This is a genomic window from Streptomyces sp. NBC_01707, from assembly GCF_041438805.1.
Lineage (GTDB): Bacteria > Actinomycetota > Actinomycetes > Streptomycetales > Streptomycetaceae > Streptomyces.
The window spans coordinates 3,305,887-3,331,248 of record NZ_CP109190.1 but is presented as its reverse complement, the minus strand read 5'-3'; the positions used below and the strand labels follow the sequence as shown (position 1 = coordinate 3,331,248).

Annotated in this window: 24 protein-coding genes; 19 read left to right on the top strand and 5 right to left on the bottom strand. The window is 67.0% G+C overall.

The genetic code is table 11. The features are described from left to right. The first annotated feature begins 527 nt into the window (after positions 1 to 527). The 4 genes from OG963_RS14810 to OG963_RS14795 all read left to right on the top strand — a co-directional run bounded on the left by OG963_RS14810 (position 528) and on the right by OG963_RS14795 (position 8,286). Positions 528 to 6,704, top strand: a complete 6,177-nt coding sequence (locus OG963_RS14810; protein ID WP_371800297.1) for an RHS repeat-associated core domain-containing protein — start codon at positions 528 to 530, stop codon at positions 6,702 to 6,704. 76 nt (positions 6,705 to 6,780) lie between these two features. Continuing rightward, complete coding sequence (locus tag OG963_RS14805) at positions 6,781 to 7,230, top strand: hypothetical protein (protein ID WP_371799093.1); 450 nt, start codon at positions 6,781 to 6,783, stop codon at positions 7,228 to 7,230. A 360-nt stretch (positions 7,231 to 7,590) separates the two neighbouring features. Next, a complete protein-coding gene (locus OG963_RS14800) occupies positions 7,591 to 7,782 on the top strand; it encodes a hypothetical protein (protein ID WP_371799092.1) in 192 nt (63 codons plus the stop codon). Between the two features lie 156 nt (positions 7,783 to 7,938). Beyond that, on the top strand, positions 7,939 to 8,286 hold the full coding sequence (locus OG963_RS14795) for a hypothetical protein (RefSeq protein ID WP_371799091.1): 348 nt from the start codon (positions 7,939 to 7,941) through the stop codon (positions 8,284 to 8,286). Between the two features lie 42 nt (positions 8,287 to 8,328). On the opposite strand, the gene OG963_RS14790 is transcribed toward OG963_RS14795, so the two are convergent. From OG963_RS14790 to OG963_RS14780, 3 genes are all read right to left on the bottom strand, one after another. Continuing rightward, positions 8,329 to 9,504, bottom strand: coding sequence for a glycosyltransferase (locus OG963_RS14790; RefSeq protein WP_371799090.1), 1,176 nt, complete (start codon positions 9,502 to 9,504; stop codon positions 8,329 to 8,331). 152 nt (positions 9,505 to 9,656) lie between these two features. After that, positions 9,657 to 9,899: a hypothetical protein gene (locus OG963_RS14785; RefSeq protein WP_371799089.1), complete on the bottom strand. Its 243-nt coding sequence runs from the start codon at positions 9,897 to 9,899 to the stop codon at positions 9,657 to 9,659. Positions 9,900 to 10,126: 227 nt separating this feature from the next. After that, positions 10,127 to 10,456, bottom strand: coding sequence for a hypothetical protein (locus OG963_RS14780; protein ID WP_371799088.1), 330 nt, complete (start codon positions 10,454 to 10,456; stop codon positions 10,127 to 10,129). 233 nt (positions 10,457 to 10,689) lie between these two features. On the opposite strand from OG963_RS14780, the gene OG963_RS14775 reads away from it, so the two are divergent. From OG963_RS14775 to OG963_RS14730, 10 genes are all read left to right on the top strand, one after another. Beyond that, positions 10,690 to 11,058 (top strand): hypothetical protein, encoded by a 369-nt coding sequence (locus OG963_RS14775; protein WP_371799087.1) that lies wholly within the window; start codon positions 10,690 to 10,692, stop codon positions 11,056 to 11,058. After that, positions 11,058 to 11,219 carry a hypothetical protein gene (locus OG963_RS14770; RefSeq protein ID WP_371799086.1) on the top strand — a complete coding sequence of 54 codons (162 nt, stop codon included), beginning with the start codon at positions 11,058 to 11,060 and terminating at the stop codon, positions 11,217 to 11,219. Before OG963_RS14775 ends, OG963_RS14770 begins: the two co-directional genes overlap by 1 nt. Beyond that, positions 11,216 to 11,425, top strand: a complete 210-nt coding sequence (locus OG963_RS14765) for a hypothetical protein (protein WP_371799085.1) — start codon at positions 11,216 to 11,218, stop codon at positions 11,423 to 11,425. Before OG963_RS14770 ends, OG963_RS14765 begins: the two co-directional genes overlap by 4 nt. Positions 11,426 to 11,508: 83 nt before the next feature. Beyond that, complete coding sequence (locus tag OG963_RS14760) at positions 11,509 to 12,486, top strand: hypothetical protein (protein ID WP_371799084.1); 978 nt, start codon at positions 11,509 to 11,511, stop codon at positions 12,484 to 12,486. After that, the gene (locus tag OG963_RS14755) at positions 12,483 to 13,136 is read left to right on the top strand and encodes a nuclease-related domain-containing protein (RefSeq protein ID WP_371799083.1); all 654 of its coding nucleotides are present in this window, start codon (positions 12,483 to 12,485) and stop codon (positions 13,134 to 13,136) included. The genes OG963_RS14760 and OG963_RS14755 overlap by 4 nt, the downstream gene beginning before the upstream one ends. Positions 13,137 to 13,140: 4 nt before the next feature. Next, the gene (locus OG963_RS14750; protein WP_371799082.1) at positions 13,141 to 13,893 is read left to right on the top strand and encodes a hypothetical protein; all 753 of its coding nucleotides are present in this window, start codon (positions 13,141 to 13,143) and stop codon (positions 13,891 to 13,893) included. A 33-nt stretch (positions 13,894 to 13,926) separates the two neighbouring features. Then, positions 13,927 to 14,328, top strand: coding sequence for a hypothetical protein (locus tag OG963_RS14745; protein WP_371799081.1), 402 nt, complete (start codon positions 13,927 to 13,929; stop codon positions 14,326 to 14,328). Further along, the gene (locus tag OG963_RS14740) at positions 14,325 to 15,014 is read left to right on the top strand and encodes a hypothetical protein (RefSeq protein ID WP_371799080.1); all 690 of its coding nucleotides are present in this window, start codon (positions 14,325 to 14,327) and stop codon (positions 15,012 to 15,014) included. Before OG963_RS14745 ends, OG963_RS14740 begins: the two co-directional genes overlap by 4 nt. A 47-nt stretch (positions 15,015 to 15,061) precedes the next feature. Beyond that, positions 15,062 to 15,775, top strand: coding sequence for a hypothetical protein (locus tag OG963_RS14735; protein ID WP_371799079.1), 714 nt, complete (start codon positions 15,062 to 15,064; stop codon positions 15,773 to 15,775). 100 nt (positions 15,776 to 15,875) lie between these two features. Next, the gene (locus OG963_RS14730) at positions 15,876 to 16,115 is read left to right on the top strand and encodes a hypothetical protein (protein ID WP_371799078.1); all 240 of its coding nucleotides are present in this window, start codon (positions 15,876 to 15,878) and stop codon (positions 16,113 to 16,115) included. Positions 16,116 to 16,868: 753 nt separating this feature from the next. Here the strand turns inward: OG963_RS14730 and OG963_RS14725 are convergent. Further along, positions 16,869 to 17,231: a hypothetical protein gene (locus tag OG963_RS14725; protein ID WP_371799077.1), complete on the bottom strand. Its 363-nt coding sequence runs from the start codon at positions 17,229 to 17,231 to the stop codon at positions 16,869 to 16,871. 6 nt (positions 17,232 to 17,237) lie between these two features. Further along, positions 17,238 to 18,968, bottom strand: coding sequence for a cytochrome c oxidase subunit I (ctaD, locus tag OG963_RS14720; protein ID WP_371799076.1), 1,731 nt, complete (start codon positions 18,966 to 18,968; stop codon positions 17,238 to 17,240). A gap of 398 nt (positions 18,969 to 19,366) precedes the next feature. Here ctaD and OG963_RS14715 point away from each other — a divergent pair, with 398 nt between their 5' ends. The 5 genes from OG963_RS14715 (at position 19,367) to OG963_RS14695 (ending at position 24,919) form a co-directional block, all read left to right on the top strand. Beyond that, positions 19,367 to 20,734: a TrkH family potassium uptake protein gene (locus OG963_RS14715; protein WP_371799075.1), complete on the top strand. Its 1,368-nt coding sequence runs from the start codon at positions 19,367 to 19,369 to the stop codon at positions 20,732 to 20,734. Continuing rightward, positions 20,727 to 21,407 (top strand): TrkA family potassium uptake protein, encoded by a 681-nt coding sequence (locus OG963_RS14710; RefSeq protein WP_371799074.1) that lies wholly within the window; start codon positions 20,727 to 20,729, stop codon positions 21,405 to 21,407. Before OG963_RS14715 ends, OG963_RS14710 begins: the two co-directional genes overlap by 8 nt. 876 nt (positions 21,408 to 22,283) lie before the next feature. Further along, positions 22,284 to 22,715 (top strand): VOC family protein, encoded by a 432-nt coding sequence (locus OG963_RS14705; RefSeq protein WP_371799073.1) that lies wholly within the window; start codon positions 22,284 to 22,286, stop codon positions 22,713 to 22,715. 553 nt (positions 22,716 to 23,268) lie between these two features. Then, on the top strand, positions 23,269 to 24,030 hold the full coding sequence (gene folE / locus OG963_RS14700) for a GTP cyclohydrolase I (protein ID WP_371799072.1): 762 nt from the start codon (positions 23,269 to 23,271) through the stop codon (positions 24,028 to 24,030). A 43-nt stretch (positions 24,031 to 24,073) separates the two neighbouring features. Continuing rightward, the gene (locus tag OG963_RS14695; protein ID WP_371799071.1) at positions 24,074 to 24,919 is read left to right on the top strand and encodes a RibD family protein; all 846 of its coding nucleotides are present in this window, start codon (positions 24,074 to 24,076) and stop codon (positions 24,917 to 24,919) included. Positions 24,920 to 25,362: the final 443 nt, after the last annotated feature.

Sequence of the window (25,362 nt, the reverse complement as noted above, 5' to 3'; positions counted from 1 at the left end):
CGACGACAACGAGCCCGTTAGCCCCGATCTGCCGCCGCGACCCGACGTTGAACTCCTCCTGCAAAGCTTTCTTACGGGCGTCCTTGGTGAACCGTGAGAGATTCCGGGGCCACGAACTCGACCACGAACGCGTTCTCCCCAAGGTCCGGCCTCTGCGTCGTGCACCGCTGGTGTATTGCCGCGTTGTACTCAGCCAACTCTTCGAGCCTGCGAGGCATCGGAGCAGTACGACTCATCTATCTCTCCCGTGTATGGCACCGGGTGCGATTGCGGCCGCCGACCTTGCTAGTGAACTGTGAGGAAGGTCACTAGAGACTCGGGAACCTTGTTAGTCGATCTTGCCTTGGCTTGCTCCGGTTGTGGATCTTTTCCTCCTCGCTATGTTCACGTCAAGATCACAGATGTGATGCCGTTGAATGTGTAGGAGTGCGAAAGACATGACGGTTCGTAGACCCGTGCGAAGACGGCGCGGACGACAGCGGTTCGGGAGGAGCCTGCCCTTCATAACGGGCAGTCTCGCCGTAGCCCTGACTGTCACACTGCTCGACGGTTCTTCTCCCGTGTTGGCCGCCGATCGAGGCAAGTCAGTCCCGTCCGCGACGAAGAAGCCGACGGCCACTCAAGCGGCGGACGTCCTGTCTGCCCGCGTGGCGGCGCGATTGTCGGGGAAGCGTGTCGAGGCGCTGTCGGAGCGCACCGAGACTTCGACGACGTGGGTGAACAAGGACGGTTCGCTCACGACCGAGCTGACGGCGGGACCGGTCCGGTTCCGGGACGAGGCAACCGGCGACTGGCGTGACGTCGACCTGGACCTGTTCAGCCATGCCGATGGCACGGTCGAGCCTAAGGCTCACCCCCGTGGTCTGAGGCTGGCAGGGAAGACTGGGGCCCCGGCTGCTTCCCTGAAGGCCGCTCAGGCAACCAAGGCCACCGATCTGGTGACGCTGGGTGAGGGTGATCGGCAGATCACCTTGCAGTGGAAGGGCGGCTTGCCCGCGCCGAAGCTTGACGGCACTCGTGCCGAATATGTGAACGCTGTCCCCGGCGCGGACGTGGTCGTCGAGGCGACCCGTACCGGGTTCGAGCAGTTCGTCGAAATCAAGCAGAAGCCTGTCATCGACGGCTACACCTATACGCTGCCGCTGAGGACCAAGGGTCTTAAAGTGGCGCAACAGGCGAACGGCAGCCTGCTCTTCACCGACAAGAAGAGCAAGAAGCAGGCCGTCATGCCAGCTCCGGTGATGTGGGACGCCTCGGTCGACAAGGTGTCCGGTGAGCACACCAACCGGGCCAAGGTCGCCATGAAGGCCGTCAAGGCCAAGGGCGGGGTCGACCTCGTCATCACGCCGGACGCGGGCTTCCTGGCTGATCCGAAGACGAAGTATCCGGTGACAGTGGATCCTTCCACCTCTTCGCTGGGCAACGTCTTCGACACCTATGTTCAGCAGGGCGAAACCGTCGACTGGTCAACCGACGTCGAGCTGGACCTCGGCAACCCGGGAACGGTCAACGGCGACGGGACTCCGCGTATCGCGCAGTCCTTCATCTCCTGGGACACCGCACCGATCCAGGACGCGCTGATCCTGGACGCGAAACTGAGCCTGTGGAACTTCCACTCCGGCAATGTGGACTGCACGGCGCAGCCGTGGGAGGTCTGGTCCTCGCCCGCGGCGACGACCGCTAGCCGGTGGACGAACCGGCCGGTCATGACGGCGAAGAAGGCCACATCCACCGAGACCAAGGGCAATCCCGCCTGCACCTCGGCCCCGGACGGCTGGATCAATGCCGACGTCGACACCTTGGTGCAGGAATGGGCATCGGCCAAGGCCACCCGTGGGCACATGGGCCTACGCGCCACCAGCGAGACGCCCACCGCGCAGTGGAAACGAGTGAATTCCGCCAACGCCGCGTCCAACCCGCCCAAGCTGGTCGTCACCTACAACTACCGGCCCCGCACGGGCACAAAGCAGGAGGCCGGCCCGCCGTATTTCTCCTACAGCGGCTCGTATGTGGTCAACACGCTGAGGCCGACGCTGCGGGATACCTTCGTCGACGCCAATGGTGACAAGGTCAATGGCACCTTCCAGATCTTCGACAGTGCCACTGACACCCAGGTCGGCGACGTCATCGTCTCGCCGTACGTCCCCTCTGGCCAGGTCGCCTCGGTGACCGTCCCGGCCGGGGTGCTGACCAACGGCAAGACGTACAAGTTCCGCACCTCGCCCTACGACGGTGCGCACTACAACCTCGGCTGGTCGGCCTGGAAGACCTTCATGGTCGACACGACGGCGCCGTCCGCCCCGACCGCGGTCACATCGACGGACTACCCGTCGAACGCGTGGGTCAAGGGTGCAGGTCAGGCTGGCGTGTTCAACGTGACTCCGCCGACCGGCGGTGATCACAACTGGCTTGAGTGGTCCCTGGACGGGACGACCTGGACCAAGGTCGCCACCGGTGGTGCTTCTGGAGCGAAGGCGATATCCATCGCCCCACCCAAGGACGGCACCCATACCCTGCAGGTCCGCGCGGTCGACAAGGCGGACAACAAGTCCGAGGCCATCGACTACACCTTCCACGCGGGCCCCGGCGGATTCGTCCAGCCGAGCGAGGGTGAGATCTCGGCGCGGCGGCTTCCGCTCGTTGCGGAGGCCGATGGATCCAAGTACGACAAGGTTTCCTTTTCCTGGCGCCGCTCCGAGGCTGACGCCTGGACCGTGATCCCTGCTGGGGACGTCACCTCCGGCGGTACGCCACTGACGAACTGGCCTGTCCCGCTCACGGCCGGCAAGAACGCTGCACTGGTCTGGAACGCCACTGACACCGTAGACCCCGACGGCACAGTCGAGATCAAGGCCGACTTCACCGGTCCCAATAGCGCCGCGGGCAGCACCCAGCCGCTCACCGCGGTCATCGACCGCAACGCGGAAGGGGCCGACACGGATGAAATCGGGCCCGGCTCGCTCAACCTGCTGACCGGCGACTACGCCCTCTCCGGCGACGACGTCTCGGCCTTGGGTCTGTCGGTCTCCCGTACGGCCTCCTCCCGTACCCCCGGACAGGGGTCCGAGCAGGAGGGCCAGGCGGCCATCTTCGGCAAGGAGTGGGTCTCCGGAGTCACCGCGGAGCGGGTCGAGTCCGACTACACCTACGTCCGCAGGGTCTCCGACACCGCGGTCGATGTAGTGACGGCTGGAGGCGACTCGGTCCACTTCACTGCGAATGCCGCCAAGACCGGCTGGATTTCCGAACCGGGAGCGGAGCAACTCGTGCTCACCGGCAGTGTCGCCGGGTCCTTCACGCTCACCGACAACCAGGGCACGGTCACTTCCTTCACCAAAACCGACCCAGACGTCGCCACCTGGCAGGTCTCCAGCATCGTGCAGGACGGCCTGACCAACTCCACGACGACCACGCTCTCCGAGACCATCGTCGTCGGCAGCGAGACGTATGCGCGTCCCAAGCGCATCACATCGCCGACCTCGGCGGCGAGCGCCGGCTCCTGCACGTCGGATCCGGCCACAAAGGGCTGCCGGGTGCTGGAGTACGTCTACGCGAACTCCACCACCGCGACCAGTCTCGTCTTCGGCGACTTCACCGGCCAGGTGAAGGAGATCCGGCTGTGGTCCACCGAGCCCGGCGCGGCCACGGCTACCTCCAAGACGGTGCAGACCTACGCTTACGATATCGATGGCCGTCTGCGCCAGGCTTGGAACCCGCAGATCAGCCCTGCTCTGAAGACCGAGTACAGCTACGACACGGAGGGCCGGGTCACCGGGTTCACCCCAGCGGGCGAGCTCCCCTGGACCTTCACCTACGGCAAGGCGGGCAACTCCGCCACAGCCGGTGAAGGCATGCTGCTCAAGGCATCGCGTTCCGGCCTCAAGCAAGGCACCGCGAATGTCGAGGAAGGCACCGCTACCACCGCTGTCGTCTACGACGTGCCGCTGACCGGCGCGAAGGCCCCGTACGCCATGGGTGCAGCGGATGTCCGTACCTGGGGTCAGCTGGAGGAACCCACTGACGCCACTGCTGTCTTCCCTCCCGATAGCGTCCCTTCGGCGCACTCGGGCGACGCCCTCACCGCGACCGCCTACGACCGTGCCGGGGTGCACTATCTTGGAGTGTCCGGCCAAAAGGTGAACACGGCCGCCCCCGGCGGCCACGTCACCAGCATGGAGGAGGACCAGTTCGGCAACACCGTGCGCGAGCTGACCGCGGCCAACCGTTCGCTGGCCCTCGGCCTGACCGCCTCGGACCGCACCAAGCAGGCCGAGCTGGGCATTGCTCAGCTTCCGGCCGCTGAGCGCGCGGACCTGCTGTCCACCGCCACGGTGTTCGACAGCAGCGGTACCCGTGCCCTTGAGGTATTCGGCCCGCTGCACCGGATCGACCTCTCGGCCGACCTGAAGTCCGGCTCGACTGTCCTGGTCCCCGCCGGTACCTCCGTCACCGCCCGCTCCTGGACGGTCAACGAGTACGACGCGGGCCGCCCCACCGACGGCACCGCCAAGGTCAAGGACCAGATCACCAAGGTCACCACGGGCGCCCAGGTGCGTGAGCACCCGACCGTCCAAGGAGAGACCAAGGTGACGCAGACGGTCTACGACTGGGCCAAGGGTCTGCCCACCCAGAGAATCAAGGACCCGGCCGGACTGGCCATCACCGAAAAGACTGAGTACGACGCCCAGGGCCGTACTACCAAGCAGCTGCTGCCTGGCGCTTCGGGTACGGACGCTGCGACCCGGGTGACAACCTATTGGTCCGCGACCGGCACCGGCACCTGCCAGGGCCGCCCCGAGTGGGCCGACCAAGTCTGTTCGACCGGCCCGGGCGGTGCCATCACCGGCGGCGGTTCCAACCCGTCACAGCTGCCCACGACCACCACCGAGTACAACTGGTGGGGCACCCCGGCCAAGGTCACCGAGACCGCCAACGGGACAACCCGCACCACCACCACCGCCTACGACGAGGCGGGACGACCGACCAAGGTCACGATCACTGCCGGGATCGGCCAGGTCGTACCCGAGGCGACCACCGAGTACGACGCATCCACCGGCCGCCCTGTGAAGACCACATCCTCGACCGGGGGCACGCTGACCCGAACCTACGACAAACTGGGCCGCCAGATCTCCTACACCGATGCCGACGGCGGCATCACCACGACGGACTACGACCTGCTCGGCCTGCCGGTCAAGATCACCGACAACACGCCGTCAACCACCACTCTCACCTACGACCACGCGGCCGAGCCTCGCGGCATGGCCACGGCAACCAGCGACTCCGTCGCCGGCGCCTCCCAGGTGACCTACGACGCGGATGGTCTAGTCAGCACTGAGAAGCTACCCGGCGGGTACACCCTCAGCATCGGCACAGACCCCACCGGTGCCACCGCAGCCCGTACCTACACACGGGACAGCGACGGCACGACCGTCTACACGGACGTCGTGACCCAGACGGCAGACGGCCAGGTCGCCGCCCACGCGGGCTGGTCCGACCAGTCCTACGGCTACGACGCGGCCGGCCGCCTGCAGAGGGTCGACGACACCGCCGACACGGTCTGCACCCGGAGGACGTACGGCTTCGACAGCCGGAGCAACCGCAAGACGCTCACCAGCGCGGTCGCCGCCCCCGGCACCGATTGCCCGACAACGGGAGGCACCACCGCCACATCCACGTACGACAGCGCTGACCGCATCGTCAACGCCGGCTACACGTACGACAACCTGGGCCGCACCACGGTCGCCCCGGGCAGCACCACCGCCTACTACGCCAACGATCTCGCCTACCAGCAGACGGCCGGCACCCAGCGCCAGACCTGGCAGCTGGACTCCGCTCTGCGCTACCGCTCGTGGAAAACTGAAACCGGCAGCGGCACCAGCTGGACCCAGACCGGCTCCAAGGTCAACCACTACAGCGGTGACGGCGACAGCCCGCGCTGGATCACGGAGGACACCGCCGGCACGGTGACCCGCAACATCACCTCCGCGACGGGGACACTGGCGGCCACCACAAGCAAGACCGGTAACGTGGTTCTCCAGCTCACCAACATCCACGGCGATGTGGCAATGCTGCTCCCGCTCGACACATCCAAGGCACCGGTGGCCCTGGACGCCGACGAGTTCGGAAACCCGCGCACCGGTCAGCAGTCCGCGCGCTACGGGTGGCTCGGCGGCCAAGAGCGCTCCTCGGAGACAGTGTCCGGCACCATGCTGATGGGCGCTCGGATGTACAACCCTGCCACGGGGCGCTTCCTCACCTCGGACCCGGTGTACGGCGGTTCGGCGACGGCGTACGACTACGCGAACCAGGATCCGGGCAACCAATTCGACCCCTCCGGTCGGGCAGCGTACGTACGCAAGTGCGGTACCAACTGGGGGTGGAGCGGCTACACGTTCTCGTGCAAGTTCTACGTCACCCGCTTCCACACCAAGATCCTCAAGGAAGACATCGGCACGATGGGTGGAGCTGGTGTGGCACTCGCCGAGGCGTTCCTGTGCAGCCGGCTCACCCACCCCGTTGCGATCGGCGTGTGCGTCGTGCTCGCCTGGGCCTACACATGGTGGGCAATCCACCATGTCAACGCCGCGGCGGAGCGGGGCGGGTGCTTCACCTGGCAGATGGGTGCCACCGTCGGCTGGGGTGGCGTCTGGGGCTGGGCACGGCCCGGCAACGTGAGTAAGAGAAACCGCAACTGCAAGAGATAACTGAATAGGACGTGGGGGTGGTCCCGGTCGGGACCACCCCCACGTCCTACCGCCCCGAGGAAGGATGTGATGCCGCGTGCGGCACACGGATGAAACCATCGATTTCCGGCTGAGTTCAGCGCAGGTCGCTGTCCCAGTCCTCCTGGGGATGGCCTTGGCAACGGGCCTGCTCTACCTGGGGCTGCGGTGGACCGCCGACCCCATGACGGCCGGGGAACTGCGCACATGCGCCTATGCGGTTGGCGCGGGTGTCATCGGCGTTCTGATCCTGCCACGCAGCAGGGGCGCGCGGCTTACCCCAGAGTGCCTGGTGACCTTTTCGCCGTTCGCTCAACGAGAGCGCCGCATCCCATGGGCGGACATATCGAGCATCGACGTTCGGCGCAGCGTCGGAGTGCGCCGGGTGAGTATCTCGCTGGTGACGGGCGGACGCCTGCCCCTGGCGGCCCCCATGTCGTTCCTCGACCGTCACTTCGATGCTCGTGTCGAGGAGTTGACCGGGTGGTGGGACACCCACGGTCGTTGAACCGTTGCCACATGTACTGACGGGATCGGGCTCTTCGGATTGCCGCAGGCCTGCGAGGACCAGCCTCAGCTGAGTGCGCCGACACGGCTGGCAAGAAGCCTCAGGCACAGCGCCTTCGAGCATGAATCCCTGCACACCGCGCGGCAGCTGTAGGGCACCCGTCCGCCTGCTCCGCGACGTGATCGAATCGCGCATCCGCAGCCTGATCACGGAGATCGTCTCCACGTCGTAAGGGCCTCATGCCCACGGCGCGGGGGAGTTGGTGATCAGGCTCATGGCTCGCCCCAGAAGTCTGACCGCTCGCCGACACGGTGAGCGGTCAGAGACGTTCGACGGGAGCCCGAAGTACAGGATGAGCCGGTGGGCTGGCACAAGCGCCTGACCCATCCGGTGCGCCGCGCTCCGCAGCTCGACCAGGACCCGCAGTACAACTGGGCCCGCTGCGTCCATGTCCCGTACATCGAAGAGGGCTGCCGAACCGTGAACTGCCCCGAAGCGCCCCGGGGGAAGCCCACCCACCCGGCCGGCTACGCCCCGGCAGCCGCGTCGTGATCGTCCCGGACAGCATCCGGACATGTCCACGGACACGCTGCCCGCCCGGGCCGAGGTTGTCCGGACACCCCGACTGACCGGCGCGGACACCGTCCGGACAGCCCCGGACACGGACAGCCTGACACGTCCGGACACCCGCAGGAGGGACCCGAGCCTATGACGCCCGAGGAGGCCAGCGCACGTGCCGCGCTGCTGCTCATCGCCCGCCTCGTCGAGCGCCACGAGATGACCCCACAGGAGGCGTCCGTCGCCGTTGAACAGGCCCGGCGGAAAGAGACCGGCCCGCGCACCCACCTCGTCACCCTGGAAGCGATGCAGGTCCTCCGCGAAGCGACCGCCCCGATCCGCGCGACCCTCGAAGCGCTCCGCCCCAGCGCTGAGGCCGCCGCCGCGATGGCCGAACTTGCCCGCGCGCTCGCGCCCGTCGCCCAGCAGACCACCGCGGCGCGCCGCGACCGCCCGGCCTGGGCCATCCCGTACTGGCCACCGCCACGCCGCCGATAACGGACAACGCCCGTGACCAGCCCGGACACCGTCCGGACATGGTCAGCCGGACGCGGCGGACAGGATCACGTCCACAAGCCTGTCCGCCGCATCCGGTCGCCCGTACCCCCGGGCCCGCTTCGCCATCACGTCCCGCCGACCGGGGTCCGTGAGGAGCGGGCCCACCGCGTCACGCAGGCTCGCCCCGGTGACCTCGCCGAGCAGAGCCACAGCGGCCCCGGCCGCCTCCAAGTGACGGGCGTTGTGCGCCTGCTCGCCCCCGGCCGAGGAGGCGAGCGGAATGAACACCGCCGGTTTACCAAGGGCGGTGAGCTCGGCGATCGTGCCCGCGCCGCTCCGGGAGACCACGACATCGGCAAGAGCCAGCACGTCGGGGAGCTCCGGGCCAACAAACCCGGTGAGGTAGTACCGTCCGGCCAACTCCGAAGGCATGACCGTCGCGAGCTGTTGCAGGGCTCCGACGTTCGACGGGCCGCACTGATGGATCACGTTCGCGTTGCTCAGCAGCCACGGCAGCGAGTCACGAACAACGTCGTTGATCTGCTGGGAACCCTGGGCGCCGCCGGTGACGTACACGGTCGGGAGGCGCCGGTCGAAGCCGCGCAACCCAAGCACCTCGACCGCCTTGTCCGCGTGCCCCGCCAGCACCTCCGGGCGGACCGGATTACCAGTGACGACGGCGGCACCCCGCACCGACTCCGGCAGAAGCGGCACCGACGACTCCGACGACACCGCGATCTTCGTCGCCGAGCTCGCCAACTTCCGGTTGGCCAGGCCCAGGCGCACAGTCTGCTCGTGGAGAACCAGCGGGCGCCGGCACAGGCGGGCGGCCAGCCCCGCAGGGACAGCGACGTACCCGCCGGTGGCGAGAACGACGTCCGGCCGGAAATCGGCGATGATCTTCCGAGCCTGCGCCACACCAAGCGGCACCCGGGCCATGTCCCGCACGTTCGCCGGACTGACCATCTTCAGCGGGTTGCTGGAACGGCGGATCTTGCCCGTAGCGACCGTGGTGAACGCGATGCCCTCAGCTGGGGCGACCCGCGCCTCCAGGCCATCCGCCGTGCCGATCCACAGCACATCGAGCGTTCTGCCCTCGGCGGCCAGCCTGCCCCGCAACGTCCGGATCGCAGTCAGGGCGGGGTATGTGTGACCGCCGGTCCCACCCCCCGTGACGATCAAGCGGAAGGTGCGCGAGAGAGGGGAAGCACTATTCATTCGGCGCACGCTACTGGCTGCCAAGAGCCCAGACGCACACATCCGGCCGCTCATCGGCGTGACGTCACAGAGCTACGCTGACCCACAGAAAGCCGCGAGGCCCTTCCCGTAGTTCGAGCACGGGAAGGGCCTCGCGGCGTTTCAGGCCGCCGTCACAGACCGCGAGCCCTGTTCCAGCGGCTCACGTGCATCGCGTACAGAACGTTGCCGATACCCACGGTGAACATGAACAGCCAGAAGTGCGCCCAGAACGACTGACGCCGACGCCCCAGCCGGCCATAGCCCCCGACGACCGCCGCGGCCGACGCCGAAGCGGAAGAGCTGGAAGTGTTGTTGATGATGATCGTCGGAGGCTGCCCGACCTGGGCAGGCTGCTGATCCGGTGCTGTCGTCATGACGCGTCGGCCCCTCTGTGTGGTGTGCAAGAGCGGGCCGCACCATAGGGGCACATACCTGATCACCGAGGCTGAATCCGACGCACGTCACCCGGACGTGGGCGCGGCGGCCAGGTAGGCTCCCGCGCGAAATGCGGGCGTGAGATCCCGGGCCGGGCGGCCGTCCACGCCGCCCGGCCGCACGCTGGGAAGGTGCCGGACGCTACCGAGGCAAGGCGATACCGCGCCTACTCGGCTGCGTCTCCGTTATTGGCCTTCTTCCTGGTCGACTTGGGGCGGTCCTTGCCCGACCCGGAGTAGCCGCTCTCGATGGCCTGCACGGTAGCGAGCGACACGCCCAGCGCATCAGCGATCTTCCGATAGGGGACTTTGGCGGCTCGCTGGGCTTTGACGTAGTCCTGGCGGATCTTCTTGAGCCGCTTGTTCCGATCCGGTTGGTCCTTCAATACCCGTGTGATCGCTCGGGCTTGAGCCTCCGGATCGTCCATCGTCACGAGCTCATCCAGTGCCTCAAACACCCGTCGAGCCTCCTCCTGTACCGCCTCTTCTTCGGCCATCCCGTCCCTTTTCTCCGGGTTGCCGGTTGCCTGAATGTATGGGATCCCGTACATTCAGGCAAGCAACCCCAGTTGCTCAACAGAAAGCCCCAACCGCCGTGGTTGCACACGCGGTCGGGGCTGCTGAAAGCGGCGGTGCCCGGTGGTTGCACACCGGGCACCGCCTCAACCCCGATCCGTGGTTGCACACGGGCCGGGACGCCAGACACCTGCCACTAACAGGAGCTGACGCAGTGAACTCTACTGACCGGGCCGCGGGGAGTACCCCCGCCCAGGCCGAAGACCCGAGGGTGACGGCCGGCCGCGTGCTGGCCATGGTCGCCGCTCACTTCACCACCAAGGACCCGTCCGACGTCCTGGAGCCGCATTCGCTCCTGGTGTGCGTCAGCGCGGAGGCGTACAAGCTGTCCGACCGTCCGATGTTCGTTGGGGCGGCCCAGATGTCCCGGGCTGCGCTCGCCGAAGCGCCGGAGGCCCCGGCAGGGATCACCCGTGGCGAGTTCGCGCTGCTGCTGCTGAAGGCCGCCACGGCCTGCGGCTTCGACTGGCGCAGCGAGGACAGCGAGCAGACGCGCGCGCTTCAGGCGGGGGGACACGCCTGATGGCGAACGAGACCGCTGCCGAACTCCTCGCCCAGGCGAAGAAGGACTACGGCACCCCGACCGAGCGTGCTGAGCGCGCCTCGGATGCCCGGATCGCCACCGGCTTGGCGAAGGCCCGCGGCAACGAGGCCGCCGGAGCTCCGAGGGGGCGACGCGCATGAAGGGCTTCGGATGGCTCACCGGCGGCAACGACCGCCAGCTCGCGGAGACGAGGTACGCGGGTCGCGAGTCCGCCAGCGAAAAGGCGGACCGCAAGAAGAAGGACAAAGACCGGGCGTCCCGAGCCCGTGATGTCCGCAAGGCCGCCCGCGCCGGTCAGGCGTGGGAGGACGAAGATCGCCGTCGCGAGCGTGCCCGGCACGGCTGACGGCGGCACACCGGCCGGCCCGCCCCCTTGTCCTCGGGGGCGGGTCCGCCATCCCTGTATCGCCCCACAGAGAGGCAAGTGCGATGGACGAGGCCACCGAGCAGCCGCGCACCCCAGGAGTGAAGTACCGCAAGGTCACCCGCCATCGGGAGGAGACGACCGTCATTGACGGTGTCCCCTCGACCCGGAACGTGGCCTACGACGCGTGGGAGCCGGTACCGCCCCGTGAGTGGGACGAGATGATCCTGCGCGGCGCGACCGGCGTGATCGTCGGCGTCACCGGAATGGCCATCGTGGCGACGACCGCCAGCCTCGGAGGGCTGCTCTCCGCGATCGTGCCTGACGTCGTCGCGTACGGCGCGGGCGGCCTATTCACCGCGGCTTGGGTCACCGCGATGGCCTTCGAATGGCTTGACCGCATCGACCCGGAGCGCGGCAAAGCCGCCCGGATCGCCGGATGGTTCTTCCTCTTGCTCAGCATGGGTGCCGTCTTCACGTACGGCTTCACGCTGAACCAGCCGTGGGCCGGTGGCTTCGGCGCCTGCATCGATCTGCTGTCCAAGGGCCTGTGGGCGCTGCTGATCCGGCACCACGCCGTCCCGCTCGACGAGGGTGTCGCGCACTGGGTCACCCAGCAGGAGCAGAAGCTGGCCAGCCGCGAGCTGTTGTCCGGCCGTCTGCTGCGCCTCAACCGTCGGGCCGCGTACCAGCGGGCGGTTGGGGGCGTCGAGTACCAGGCTGCCGGGGCGATCCTGGCCAGCGCCCAGACGACGAGTCTCCCTCCGGCCGAGCAGGCGCCCGAGCCCGCCCCGTCCGCTCCGGTCCCCCCCGCGGCCGGCCAGGGCGGCGACGAGCAGAAGGCGCCCGTCCCGACGGTCACGGAGATCGACCGCCAGTCGATCGCCGCGATCGTCCGCGAGGTCATCGCCCACAACCCGAAGGTCAGCGACGCCGACCTCGTCACCGCGGTCAAGGAGGCGGGTCACCCCGACCGGCCGAACCTCGCCGACACCGTGCGGCGCACCGCGCTGCGCGTCGACCCGTCCCGGAAGGCATCGTGACTCTCGCTCACGTCGTCGTCGTGGCCGCTGCCGTCGCCTGGTACCTCCAGCACTTACGGCGGCGGCCCGGCGCCGGGTCCTCAGCCGCAGCCCGAGCCCGCCGCCTCCGCAGTCCACTGGTCCGCCTCGCCGACCTGATCGGCATCCAGACCGCACGCGGTCGACAGGCGAACCAGTGGGCCGCCGGGGCGGCAGGGGAGAAAGCCACCGCGGCCCGCCTCAAGCCGCTCGCCCGCGAGGGCTGGACGGTCCTCCACGACCGCGCACTGCCGACCGGCAACGCGAACGTCGACCACCTGCTGGTGAGCCCGCACGGTGTCGTGATCGTCCTCGACAGCAAGAAGTGGTCGGCCCGTTGGCCGCTCAAGGTCGAGTCCGGCCGGCTCATGCACGGCAACCGCGACGTCACCCGGCGGCTGAACGGCATCCGCCACGAAGCCCGGACCGTCGCCCGCGTCCTCGGCTGCCCCGTGATCCCCCTCGTCTCCATGGACGGCGCCCCGCTCGTCGGCGGCGAGCTGGTGCTCGACGGCATCCGCATCGTCCCCGCCGACCGCACGGTGCCCGTCCTGCGCTCCCTGGCCCGCCGTCACCGCGCAGTGGGGGAGCACCCCGGCCAGCGCGCCGCCCACCTCTTCCCAAGGAAGTGACCCGATGGACCTCCGCCCCCGCGCCCTGATCCAGCGGCTCAACAGCTCGACGACCGTGACCGAACCCGACGACACCGACGAGACCGGCACAGGCCCGGTGGTGACCATCCCGGCCCAGCCGGTACGCGGTGGCGGACGGCTGCCGAACTGGTGGGAGCCGAAGCGCGACGTCGTCGACCTGGACAAGCAGGCCCCCGAAGAGGAGCCGTGCGAGCACCCGCACGCGGTCCACGCCAGCCTCACCGGCCAGCTCGTCGCCTATTGGTGCGAGGACTGCGACACGCAGCTCCCCGTGCCTGAGGACATGGAAGACGACGAGGACGACGAGGAAGAGGAAGACGAGACGGGCGGAGGCAAGGTCCCGGCCCGGATCCGGCGCGGCTGGAGCATGAGCGGCTCCGGCAAAAGGGTCTACAGCCGCCCGACGTACAACCGCGGCAAGTCGCCCAAGAAGTCGTTGGCCGAGGCGTGGAATGGGATGTCACCGCCGACCCGTCACGGCCTCTACAACGGCAGCGCCTTGGCCCTCGGGTTCGGGCTCGGCATCCCGCAGTTCTTCACCGCAGAGACCGCCTACTTGGCGGCGACGTACGACTCGTGGACCGATTTCTACGTGTGCGTCTGGTACGGAGTCGCCGTCGCCATCTGGTGCTTCGACCAACGCACCCGCAACTGGCTGCCGCCCCTCGCGCTTGCCGCCCGGGTGCCGCTGGTCTCAGTGATCGTCGGCGTCCTGCTGCATGGCAACCCGGCCTGACCGCCACCCCGATCCCGGAAAGGAACGCGAAGCATGGACTTCCTCCCCGCCCTCGGCGCCGTCGGACTCGCCGGTGCCCTGACCGCACTCCTGTGGTTCGGCACCAGCAGCGGCGGCAAGATGAAGCCCCTCGGCTGGGGTGTCTGCCTGGTCCTGTCGATGATCGCCGGGGCCGCCTACAACGCGGCTGGCCCGCCCTTCGACATGGTGTCGAGCCTCGTGCGCGATGGGATCGGCATGTTCACCAGCGTGTTCCCTGGCTACACCATGGCGAGCCTCGCACTCACGCTGCTGATCATCATCCTCTACAAGAAGCTGACCACCCGTGGCGTGTCCATGCTCGGCATCGTGTTCTGGTACGTCGCGTCCGGTGCGGGCGGCGGGTTCGCCATCGTCGCCACGAAGATCGCCGTGATCATGCGAGGGCTCGCATGAGCGCCGCCCCCCTCCGCTCGGTCCCCGACCCCGCCGACGGCGACGGGCTCGAGGCTCCTCTCGTCGACGGTGGCGAGGGGGTCGAGGCCGACAAGACCGAGGAGGAGGTCGGCCTCCTCGGCGCGCTGTTCACGGGCGTGTGCGGGCCGGCCAGATGGCTCACTGACCGCGCTGGCTGGAAGGCGCCTTGGGTGGTCCACGGGATCACGCTGTACGCCGCCATCCACTACGGCGGCTGGGCAGCCGTAGTGATCGCCGTGGCGTGGGCGACAGCGGTCGCCCTGTTCATCCCCCGCGAGTACCTCGAACGCGTTGCCCGGAGGATCGAGCAGCGTGACGCCCCCGAGCGCGCCGAACCGGACCACGATCAGCCGCCCGCAGCCACCCCCGAGGAGGTGTACGCGGCCACCATCGACTGGATACGCAGTCGGATCGCCGACAGTAACGGTGTTCACCTCTCCGATCTCCTCGCCCACGCGCACGCTCACGGCTTCCATACAGACCTCGATGTGGGGGCCTTCCGGGCGGTGCTGGAGAGGTGGGGTATTCCGGTCCGTCAGCAGCTGAAAGTGGGGGGTCGTAACCGGCCCGGAATCCACCGCATCGACCTGCCGATCCGGCAGCCCGCAGACGCCGCTCCCCTGAAGAACGCAGAAGCGTCTACCTCGCTGAACTACCTGCCCTGACCTGCGCATCTACCTCGCCTGCTACCTCACCTACCTGGACAACTACCGTGGCTACCAAGTGCTTCGTCTACCGCCTGTCCGACCCCCGAGACGGGACCGTCCGGTACGTCGGTCAGACCACCAAGAGCCTCCAAGAGCGGCTCGTCGGCCACCTCGCGTCACCGACCAACCCGGCCATGCGAGCGTGGATCAGCCTGCTTGGGAAGCAGGGCCTGATCCCCGCGATCACCGTGGTGGCCACTGTCGACAAAGCGCAGCTCGACGCCGAGGAGAAGCGACACATCGAGGAGCACATCAGGAAAGGGCACCGGCTGTTCAACGCCCCGCACTACCACCAGCATCTGAGAGATCTCGCCGTGGTCCGTACAGGGAGAGAAGACCGCTTCGGCGCGTTCATGCGGCGGCAGTTCGAGCCGATCGCAACAGCGCACCTCGCAGGCCGAATGTCCTGGAGGTCCGCAGCATGGCGAGTAGCCGTCAAGTCGGTCCTGATCGCCCTGTACCTGCCGTGGAGTTTTCGAGCAGTGCGGTTCCTGGCCGTCGCCAGCGCGGCTAGCTGGTACCTGTGGGACATCGGCTTCGACGACCTCGTGCGCAGCGTGGTCCTGCCCCACATCTCAGCCGCCGAGCTGGCGGTCCTCTGGCACGCCTACCTCGCGGATCCGCTGGTGAGCGTGGCCCTGCACTTCGGCGTGACTGTTCCGCCACTGGCGGCGCTTGCCTACTTCGGTGTGCGGAACAACGTGCTGACGCGGCAATAGCGAACGCTACGCTCGGCTTGCGGCCCGGTGCATTCCGTAGTCAAAGGACCGGAAAGTCCGCCATGATGGGAAGTGATCTGAAATGAAGGAGGGGGCAGGGATGTACGCCTACCGGTGCGAGCAGTGCCGCACGACCTCGCCGGCTGTCGTCACGCGCCACGGCCTGAACGAGGAGCGGGCCAAGCACCGGCACCTCTTCCACGGCGGGCACGTCCCGGACGGCGAGCAGGTCATGGAGCCGGACAAGTTCAACGTCTTCGACGTCCCCCGGGAGCAGTGGATCGTCGGCACCCTGATGATCGGCGTCATCGTGGTCGGCCTCCTGGCCCGCTTCCTGTAGACCCCGCCGTCACGCCGCCTCATACCGGTGGGCCCGCCTGTCGCGCCACTCGACCCAGTGCGCGTCGTCGAGGAGATCCCAGGCGCCGTCGAGGCCGGCCCGCCTCAGGAATTCGACGAGGTCACGGTCGTCGTGGGCGAGCCCGACGATCTGCCCGTTGATGGTGACCGTCCGGGGAGTCTCCCGGTGCTGACGGCATTGATCAGGGCTTGGAGTTGGGTGGGAGGGGGCTCCATCGACCAGGCTCGCCAAGCCCCGGACGGCCTGGATGGCTCGGGACCGGCAGGCCGGCTGGGGCTGGTGGGACGCCGGAATGCCCCCACACGCGCCGTCGCACCTTCTCCAGTGCCACCAGGACGTCATAGGTTCTGTGTCGGGGTGCCGGCGCGCTCTGCAGCGCTCTCCGCGATCTCGATCCTGGTCGCCCGAGCCCTGAGAGTTCGGACGCCTAAGATCGCAGATGGCTCGCGCTTGACTCCGGATCCAGTAGATGCGCCGCCACGGTGCGGGAAAACCGCTCCGGCTTGACGCGCCTGTCGACCGGAGCGCTGACCGCCACCGCCCATCGCCTTAGATACCCGGCGCGAACGTGCCCGATGATCTCCTTCAGCCGTTGACGGGAAGGACTGAGGTCGGGTAGTGGCTGCTCCAGCAGGGTCGTGAGTTCCTGGCGTAGCTTACGGTTCGCCATCCCCCGTGCCGACACCAGAACCCACCAGCCTGCGTTGCCTCTGTCGGCAAGAAGCACGGACGTCAGCGGGCGACGAGCAGGGCAAGGCCCAGGACGCAGGTCACCACGCCCAGGCCGGCTGTGACGGCCGACAGACAGCGCCTTCTGAGAAGTCGATAGCGAGTGGCGTAGTCGATGGCGATTTCGGCCGACCGAGCGGAGACCCGGGCGTCGATCGCCCGCGAAGCAGCTGCCCAGTCGGCGGCAAAGGCACGCTCGACGTCGGCCCGCTGAGCAGCCGTCAGCCAGGGCAACTCTTCGGCGAAGTGAACGGCTCGGCGGCGTGCCTCCTCGTCCTGCGCACTCGACAGGAGGAGGTTGTCGAGCCCGGCGAACAGGCCATCTTCGTCCATATCAGCCCCTACGAACACGCTGTTCTCCGGCACGTGTCCTCACTCCTGTTTGTCTCCCGGTGCCGCTGCCACCGAGGCGACCGGACGTCTGTCGATCTCCTCGATGGTGCTGATCTCGGGGTGATGGAGGTCGAACGCCGGGGATTCGGAGCGGATCCGCGGCAGGGTGAGGAAGTTGTGCCGCGGCGGCGGGCAAGAGGTCGCCCACTCCAGCGAACGGCCGTACCCCCAGGGGTCGTCGACCTCGATCTTCTTGCCGTATTTGGCGGTTTTCCACATGTTGTAGAAGAACGGCAGCATCGATAGGCCGAGCAGGAACGAGGAGATCGTCGAGATCGTGTTGAGCGCGGTGAAGCCGTCGGCGGCGAGGTAGTCCGCGTAACGGCGCGGCATGCCCTCGGCGCCGAGCCAGTGCTGCACCAGGAACGTGCCGTGGAAGCCCACGAACAGCGTCCAGAACGTCATCTTGCCGAGTCGTTCGTCCAGCATCTTGCCGGTGAACTTCGGCCACCAGAAGTGGAATCCCGCGAACATCGCGAAGACCACGGTGCCGAAGACGACGTAATGGAAATGTGCGACGACGAAGTACGAGTCCGAGACATGGAAGTCCAGCGGGGGTGAGGCCAGGATGACGCCGGTCAGACCACCGAAGAGGAACGTCACCAGAAAGCCGATGGACCAGAGCATCGGTGTCTCGAAGGACAGCGAAGCTCCCCACATCGTGCCGATCCAGTTGAAGAACTTCACACCGGTCGGCACCGCGATCAGGAACGTCATGAACGAGAAGAACGGCAAAAGCACACCGCCCGTGACGTACATGTGGTGCGCCCACACAGTCACCGACAAACCGGCAATGGCGATCGTCGCGGAAATCAGACCGACGTAACCGAAGATCGGCTTGCGACTGAAGACGGGGAGGATTTCGGAAACGATCCCGAAGAACGGCAACGCGATGATGTACACCTCCGGATGGCCGAAGAACCAGAAGAGGTGCTGCCAGAGCAGCGGGCCGCCATTGGCCGCGTCGAAGACGTGTGCACCGAACTTGCGATCCACTTCCAGCGTCAGAAGCGCCGCGGCGAGGACCGGAAATGCAAGAAGCACCAGAAGCGATGTAAGCAATGCATTCCATGTGAAAATCGGCATCCGGAACATAGTCATTCCGGGTGCGCGCATGCAGATGATCGTAGTGATGAAATTGACTGAACCGAGGATCGTACCGAAGCCTTGAAAGGCCAGGCCCATGATCCACAGGTCGCCGCCGACCCCCGGCGAGCGGACCGCGTCGGTCAGCGGGGAGTAGGCGAACCAGCCGAAGTCCGCGGCCCCCGCCGGGGTTAGGAAGCCTGACACAGCGATGATCGAGCCGAAGAGGTACAACCAGTACGCGAACATGTTGAGCCGCGGAAACGCCACGTCGGGCGCACCGATTTGTAGCGGCATGATCCAGTTCGTGAACCCGACGAACAGTGGCGTCGCGAACATCAGCAACATGATCGTGCCGTGCATCGTGAACAACTGGTTGAACTGCTCGTTCGACATGATCTGCGTGCCGGGACGAGCCAGCTCGGCGCGCATGAAGAGCGCCAGCAGACCGCCGATGCAGAAGAACGCGAATGACGTACACAAGTACATCGTGCCGATGGTCTTATGATCGGTGGTACTCGCCCATTTTACGACGATGCTGCCCGGCCGCTTCCGCTTCGCCGGCAGTTCGTCCTCGTATGACTCGTCGGAATCAAGCGGCCCGACGGCGACCTTGTTCACCACTTCAACGCTCCTTCGGCCGGTGGCATACCGGCCACGCGCACTGTAGGTGAGAGGGTCCGGGCTAACGAAGTGAGCCACTGGACATTCGGCCGATCGGAGCAAAGGCCAGGGACGCGCCCGGGGTGACTGCAATTTCATATGACATCACCCGCGCCATGGAGCAGGCCTTCGAGGTCCTCTACGCGAAAGCCAAAACGCCCTCTTACTGATACCTCATACGGGTGGCGCGGTCGACCGCGGCCGTTCGAGGGCGGATGCTGAACGACAAGCTCAAGAGCGCGCCCTGTCACAGGTCACCGCCCCCAAGCCGGCTCCGACGAGGTCAAGATCTGGCCCGCCACGCAGTCGACCAAGAACGGAACGTAACCAGAAGCGAGCGTCGTCGTTCCTAGGAGGTGGTGAAGCAGTCGGCGAGGTCGGTACGGCGAGCAACGGCGGCGACCCGTTTTCTCCATCCGGCGCAGTTGATCACGGGCGGGTTCGCGGCTGCCGTGGCGGTGGGCACGGGCTTGCTTTCGCTGCCGTTCGCCACAGCGTCCGGCGAGCGGGCAGACCCGTTCGTCGCCCTGTTCACCGCCACTTCTGCCGTCTGCCTCACCGGCCTGACAACAGTGGACACCGGCAGCTACTGGTCGATGTCCGGCGAGATTGTCATCCTTCTGCTGATCCAGGTCGGCGGCCTGGGCATCATGACGCTGGCGACGCTCTTCGCTGTGCTGTTCTCCCACCGGCTGGGCCTGCGCGCCCGCCTGCTGGTGCAGGCCGAGACGAAGGCCCTGACCCTGCGGGGCCTGCGCCGGGTCGTTCGCAACATTGCCCTTTTCAGCCTCGCCGGCGAGGCGATCACGGCCGTAATGCTGACGGTGGCGCTCGGCATCGCCCACGATCGCCCATGGGGCAACGCAGCCTTCGAAGGGATCTTCCACGCCGTCTCGGCCTTCAACAACGCCGGCCTTTCCCCTTACGCCAACAACCTCCACCCGTACGTCGGTGATCCGTGGGTGTGCCTGCCTGTCACAGCGGCCGTGATCGTGGGCGGGCTCGGCTTTCCCGTCGTCTTCGAACTGGGCCGCGCCTGGCGGCGCCCGCGCACCTGGTCGGTGCTGACACGGATCACCCTCGTCCTGACCGTGACGCTTCTCGCTGTAGGTACGGTCGCGCTCACCGCGGCCGAGTACGGCAATCCACGGACGTTGGGCCCCCTGAGCGGACCGGACAAGTGGCTAGCGGGCTTCTTCGCCTCCGTCGTGTCTCGCACCGCAGGGTTCAGCACTGTCGAGACCGGGGGCCTGAGACCGGAGAGCGTGCTGGTCATGGAAGTCCTGATGTTCATCGGCGGGGGAAGCGCGAGCACGGCCGGCGGCATCAAGGTCACCACGTTCGGGCTGCTGGCCTTCGTGATGTGGGCGGAGGTCCGCGGCAAGCCCAGCGTGGAGGTGGGGCGCCGGCAGGTGCCGGTCACCAACCAGCGTCAGGCGCTGTCGATCTCGCTGATGAGCATCGGCGTCGTGGTGGTCGCCGCTTTCCTCCTGCTAGCCCTGAGCGACCATCGGCTGCACGAGGCGCTGTTCGAGGCTGTCTCGGCCTTCTCGACGGTCGGACTGACGACCGGGATCACCGGCGACCTATCCACCGCGGCACAGGTGGTGCTGCTCGTGGTGATGTTCACAGGTCGTGTCGGGCCGCTCACCCTCGCTTACGCACTGGCGCTTCGGGAGCGGACACGCCGCTACGAATTGCCCGAGGAGAGGATCATCGTTGGCTGAGCACAGGGACCGCGGGGACAGCAGAGGCCAGCCTGTTCTGGTAATCGGTCTGGGACGCTTCGGCAGCTCGGTGGCGCTGGGACTCACCAGCCGGGGCACCGAGGTTCTCGCCATCGACAACCGGGCCAAAGTAGTGCAAAGCCTAGCTGGACAGCTCACCCACACCGTCATCGCCGACGCCACCGACATCGAGGCCCTTCGCCAACTCGGTGCCGATGAGTTCTCCCGCGCTGTCGTCGCCATCGGCAACGACCTCGAATCGAGCATCCTGACCACCTCGCTCTTGGTCGAGCTGGAGATCGATGACATCTGGGCAAAGACGAGCAGCCTGCAGCACGGCCGCATCCTGGAGCGGGTCGGCGCCCACCATGTCATCTTCCCCGAACACGACATAGGCGAGCGCGTGGCGCACTTGGTCTCCGGCCGCATGCTCGACTTCTTCGAGGTCGACCACAACCATGCGATCATCAAGGTCAGGCCGCCGAGGCAGTTCATCGGCAAACCGATGCGCGAGACGCGTATCCGCGCCCGCTTCGGCCTGACCGTTGTCGCGGTCAAACCAGCCGGCGGCGACGTCACTTACGCCACCCCGGACACCGCCCTCGCCGAACACGATGTCGTGTTCGTCCTCGGTAAGATCAGCGACATCGAGCGCTTTGTCGAAAACTGGTGAGCTGAGGCGCATGACCAGCGCGATCGTCCAAAGCGAGCCCTCGAATGAGGACCCGATTGAGTAGGGGTGCTGGAGTCTGCCGCCCGCAAACTGACCCGCCGGTGGCCGAATGCGGGGCGGGGGCGGAGCACCGGCCACTTGGCAGCCTCCAGGGCCAACAGTGTGGCGAGCGAGCCGAAGCCACCCAGGACAACGATGGAACGTCGGCTACAGCAAGCGCAGTTCCCGCTCCAGCCATGGTCGGCAGGTGGACCGCTCGAGGGTTGCGGGCTGGTTGACCGGAGGGTCGCCGTGCACGGGGTTCGCCGAGTTGTATGGAGTCGGCTGGGAGGGCAGACGGAGTGAGGGCGGCGGACGTCTCCGGAGCGGTCGCCGGTGACTATCCGGCCGGTTCTGGGCGGGAGTCCATGGCGGCAATCGAGGGCAGCGTCCGAGAGCCCGAACCCGGGCGACCTCAGTACTCCCACTCTCGAAACACGTTTCGCTCGGTCTGGTCTCCGCCTGCCCTACTACGCGGTCTTCGTCGCCATCGGTACCGAACAGGGCGTGAATGCGGCCGAAGACGCATCCCGGGCACCAGCTACAGCGCCCCTCATATCGCGCTGCTCGAAGCACCCGGCTTCCTCATGCTCAACTACGGGCTCGGCACACCCGCGGTCACGCTCGCCGCACACGCCAGGCTGAGGACCTGTGGCCGCGCCTCTCAGGGACCCGTGGCACGTTTCCTGCGGGTAGGACACGGTCCCGGTAGCGTGGAAACCGACCGCCCAAAGAACCCTCGTGTCGCAGTCGAAGGCGGAAGGGGCCCTCATGGCCTACCCACATGAAGCGGCGTCCTCCGGCCCGCACCCTGCGCAGCTTCCACCGGATTCGGAGATGACCGGTAGCGGACCGGATGTACGCGGGCCCCGGCTGGCCTCGGTCGTGGTGTTTGTCCGCGACCACGACGCCTCGGCGGACTTCTACGAGGAGCTGCTGAATATGGAGGTCACTGTACGCACCGCCACTGCCGCGCTACTCGTGAGCCGCAGCGGCTTCCAGGTGTACCTACGCGCCGTGGGACCGAGAGCCTTCCACCCGTCGGGCCATGTCGGTGCCCAATACGTGATCTGGACGGCGGACGGCCCTGACGACTTCCAGCGGTGCGAGCGCGTGCTCAGAGCCCGCTCCGACCGCGTGGACATTAGGGAAAGTGAGGGCTTCACCCTCATCGAGGGCCGGGATCCCAGCGGCCTGCCGGTCCTGGTGGCCTATCCCGGACCAGACGAGGTGGCGCGGCTCGAGATTATCTCTCGCTACTACGTATGACGCGGGCAGAAGCGGAGTACTCCCCGGAGATCCCTCCATGGCCAAGCGAACAGTGCACGTTCGTGCGTCTACGACACACCCGCGCACACCGACGGCACAAGAGGGCTGGTCGACCGCATCTGGCCCCGGCCACGGACCAACACACCATGCTTGAAGGGGCCGAGAGCCCGGTGGTCTTGCCGGTGCAAAGCCGTTCACGGTGTTCGGCCAGCAGCTTCGCGAAGGTCTCGGCGGTGGCCGTGTCGACATCGAGCACGCCGGTGTAGATGACCCCGAGGACAACGAGTTCTGTGTCCTACGCAACCTGTACCGCAGAACTGGGCCGCGAGCGGGCAGCGAGAGGACCTCACCGTGCGAGGGGGGATCTGCCCTGGGGTAGGCGATCACACGTTGTGTAGGCACCGTGGTGGAACCGGCTTCAGTCAACCCGGACCCGCCTGCTGGATCTGTACCGGCCAGCCGGCAATGGGTCGAAACACTGACGGGTAACTCAGTGTGCCGACGCAGGACACGTTGTGAACTCGCTCAGCGTTCCCTCGCATAGAGCGCGATAATGGATGAATCGGCTCCGCGAGATGTTCGTCGCGTCTTGAGGCTGCATATGAACGAGCAATTCACGCAGATGTATGGTCCCCCGCCCGTCGTGGGAATGGTGGGCGAACGGCTTGTACCCCTCACCGATGAGGCGGAGTGGGCGGCCGTGTCTCCGCGGGAGATCACGCCCGAAGAGTGGCAGCGGTTCGAGGGCTACATGAGGGAGATCTTCGGTGCGCTGGGCCTGGCCGTTGGGTCAGAGGCCACGGTGGACACTCCCCGCCGCTTCCTGCGTGCGATCTTCGACGCGACCAGCGGCTACGAAGGCGACGAGAAGCTGGTCACCGCGTTCCAGACCGAATGCCGTGGCGGGTCGGACTGCCGGATCAGCCAGATCGTCGAAGGGCCGATCCCGTTCTTCGCCCTCTGTGAGCACCACGGCCTGCCGTTCTTCGGGAAGGCGTACATCGGCTACATCGCGCATGAGCACATCCTCGGGCTGTCCAAACTGACGAGGCTGGTGCGGCTGTTCGCCCGCCGGTTCTCGATGCAGGAGCGCATCGGCCGCCAACTCGCCGAATCGTTGCAGCAGATCCTGCTGCCACACGGCGTCGCGGTCCACTTGGAAGCGGTGCATCTGTGCACGCAGATGCGCGGAGTGCGGGAGATCGAGTCAAGCACCCGCACCACCCACTGGCGAGGCACCTACGACGAGGATCCGCAACTGCGTGGCGAATTCTTCACGCTGTGCGGCCAACGGGGCCTGGCCGGACATGGCTGAGGACAGCGCCGCCCACCCCCTTAGCGGGAGACAGACAGGCTCGTTGGAACCCCTGGATCTGCTGTACGAGGAGGCCGGGCAGCCCGGCTCTGGTCTGCCGCCGGCACTCGCCACCGTCTACGGCGGCGATCTGGGTTTCACCCCACCGTGTGTGTACGCGAACTTTGTCACTTCCATCGACGGCGTTGCAGCCCTCGGCCCCGAATTCCTCTCCTCCGGCTCGGCGATCAGTGGTCGCAATCCCGCGGACCGATTCGTCATGGGACTGCTGCGTGCATGCGCCGACGCCGTACTCATCGGAGCCGGCACACTCCGAGCCACACCCAGCCACAAGTGGACACCCGACCACGTCTGCCCACAAGCAGCCCCCGACTTCGGTGAGCTACGACGCAGCCTGGGCCGCGCTACCCAACCGGAACTAGTCGTGGTCACCGCGAGCGGAGACCTCCCGACAGAACACCCAGCCCTGCAGTCGGGCGCGCTCGTGGCCACCACCATGGACGGCACCCGCCGACTGGACGGACGCCTGCCGCCAGCGTGCACCGTACTCCCCACAAGGGAAGGCTCGACCGTCCGTATGGCCGACATACTCGCGGCTCTACACGCTCACGGACATACCACGGTGCTCACTGAGGGCGGGCCGCACCTCATCGGCAACCTGCTCGGTGAGGGCTTGCTGGATGAACTGTTCCTCACGACATCCCCGGTACTCGCCGGCCGTGCCGATACCCCCCGCCCCGGGTTGATCGCCGGACTCGAACTGTTGCCAGAGCAACCGGCATGGATGGATCTGATCAGCGCCCGGCGACGGGATTCGTATCTGTTCCTTCGCTACCGACTTCACCTCTCAAACTCGCGCGTCGGCCTGCGCTCCGCGGTGGCCATCTGATGTGCGCCGATTCGGGCAACCAAGTCGTCGGCTGGCTTGCTGTTATGTAACGCCCATGTGCCCCACACCCTTAGCGAGGCAGCACGTGCTACGACCCCAGACCTCCGTCGAGAGCCCTGACCATGTGCTCGGCCTCTCCGTAACCGTGACCCACGAACGTCGTCGGCGGGATACGACTACCGCGAGACCACCTCCCCCACTTTCTGCCTCCAGCCTCGCGCGATGACCGGTGCCCCCGTGCTCTCTTCAGCTCCACGCGGGTGAGCGTCCTTCCCTCCGCAGACAGCGCCTGAGCTGCGCTAACTGCGCCGCGATGACGTCGACAGGATGCTCGCGATTTACGGCGACGCCCGCGCCACCGAGCTGTGAGCGGCCATGCTGGCAGGAGGTGGTCGCCGACCGAACTTTTCCCACTTGAGTCGCTGACCAGGCGTTGAGTTGAT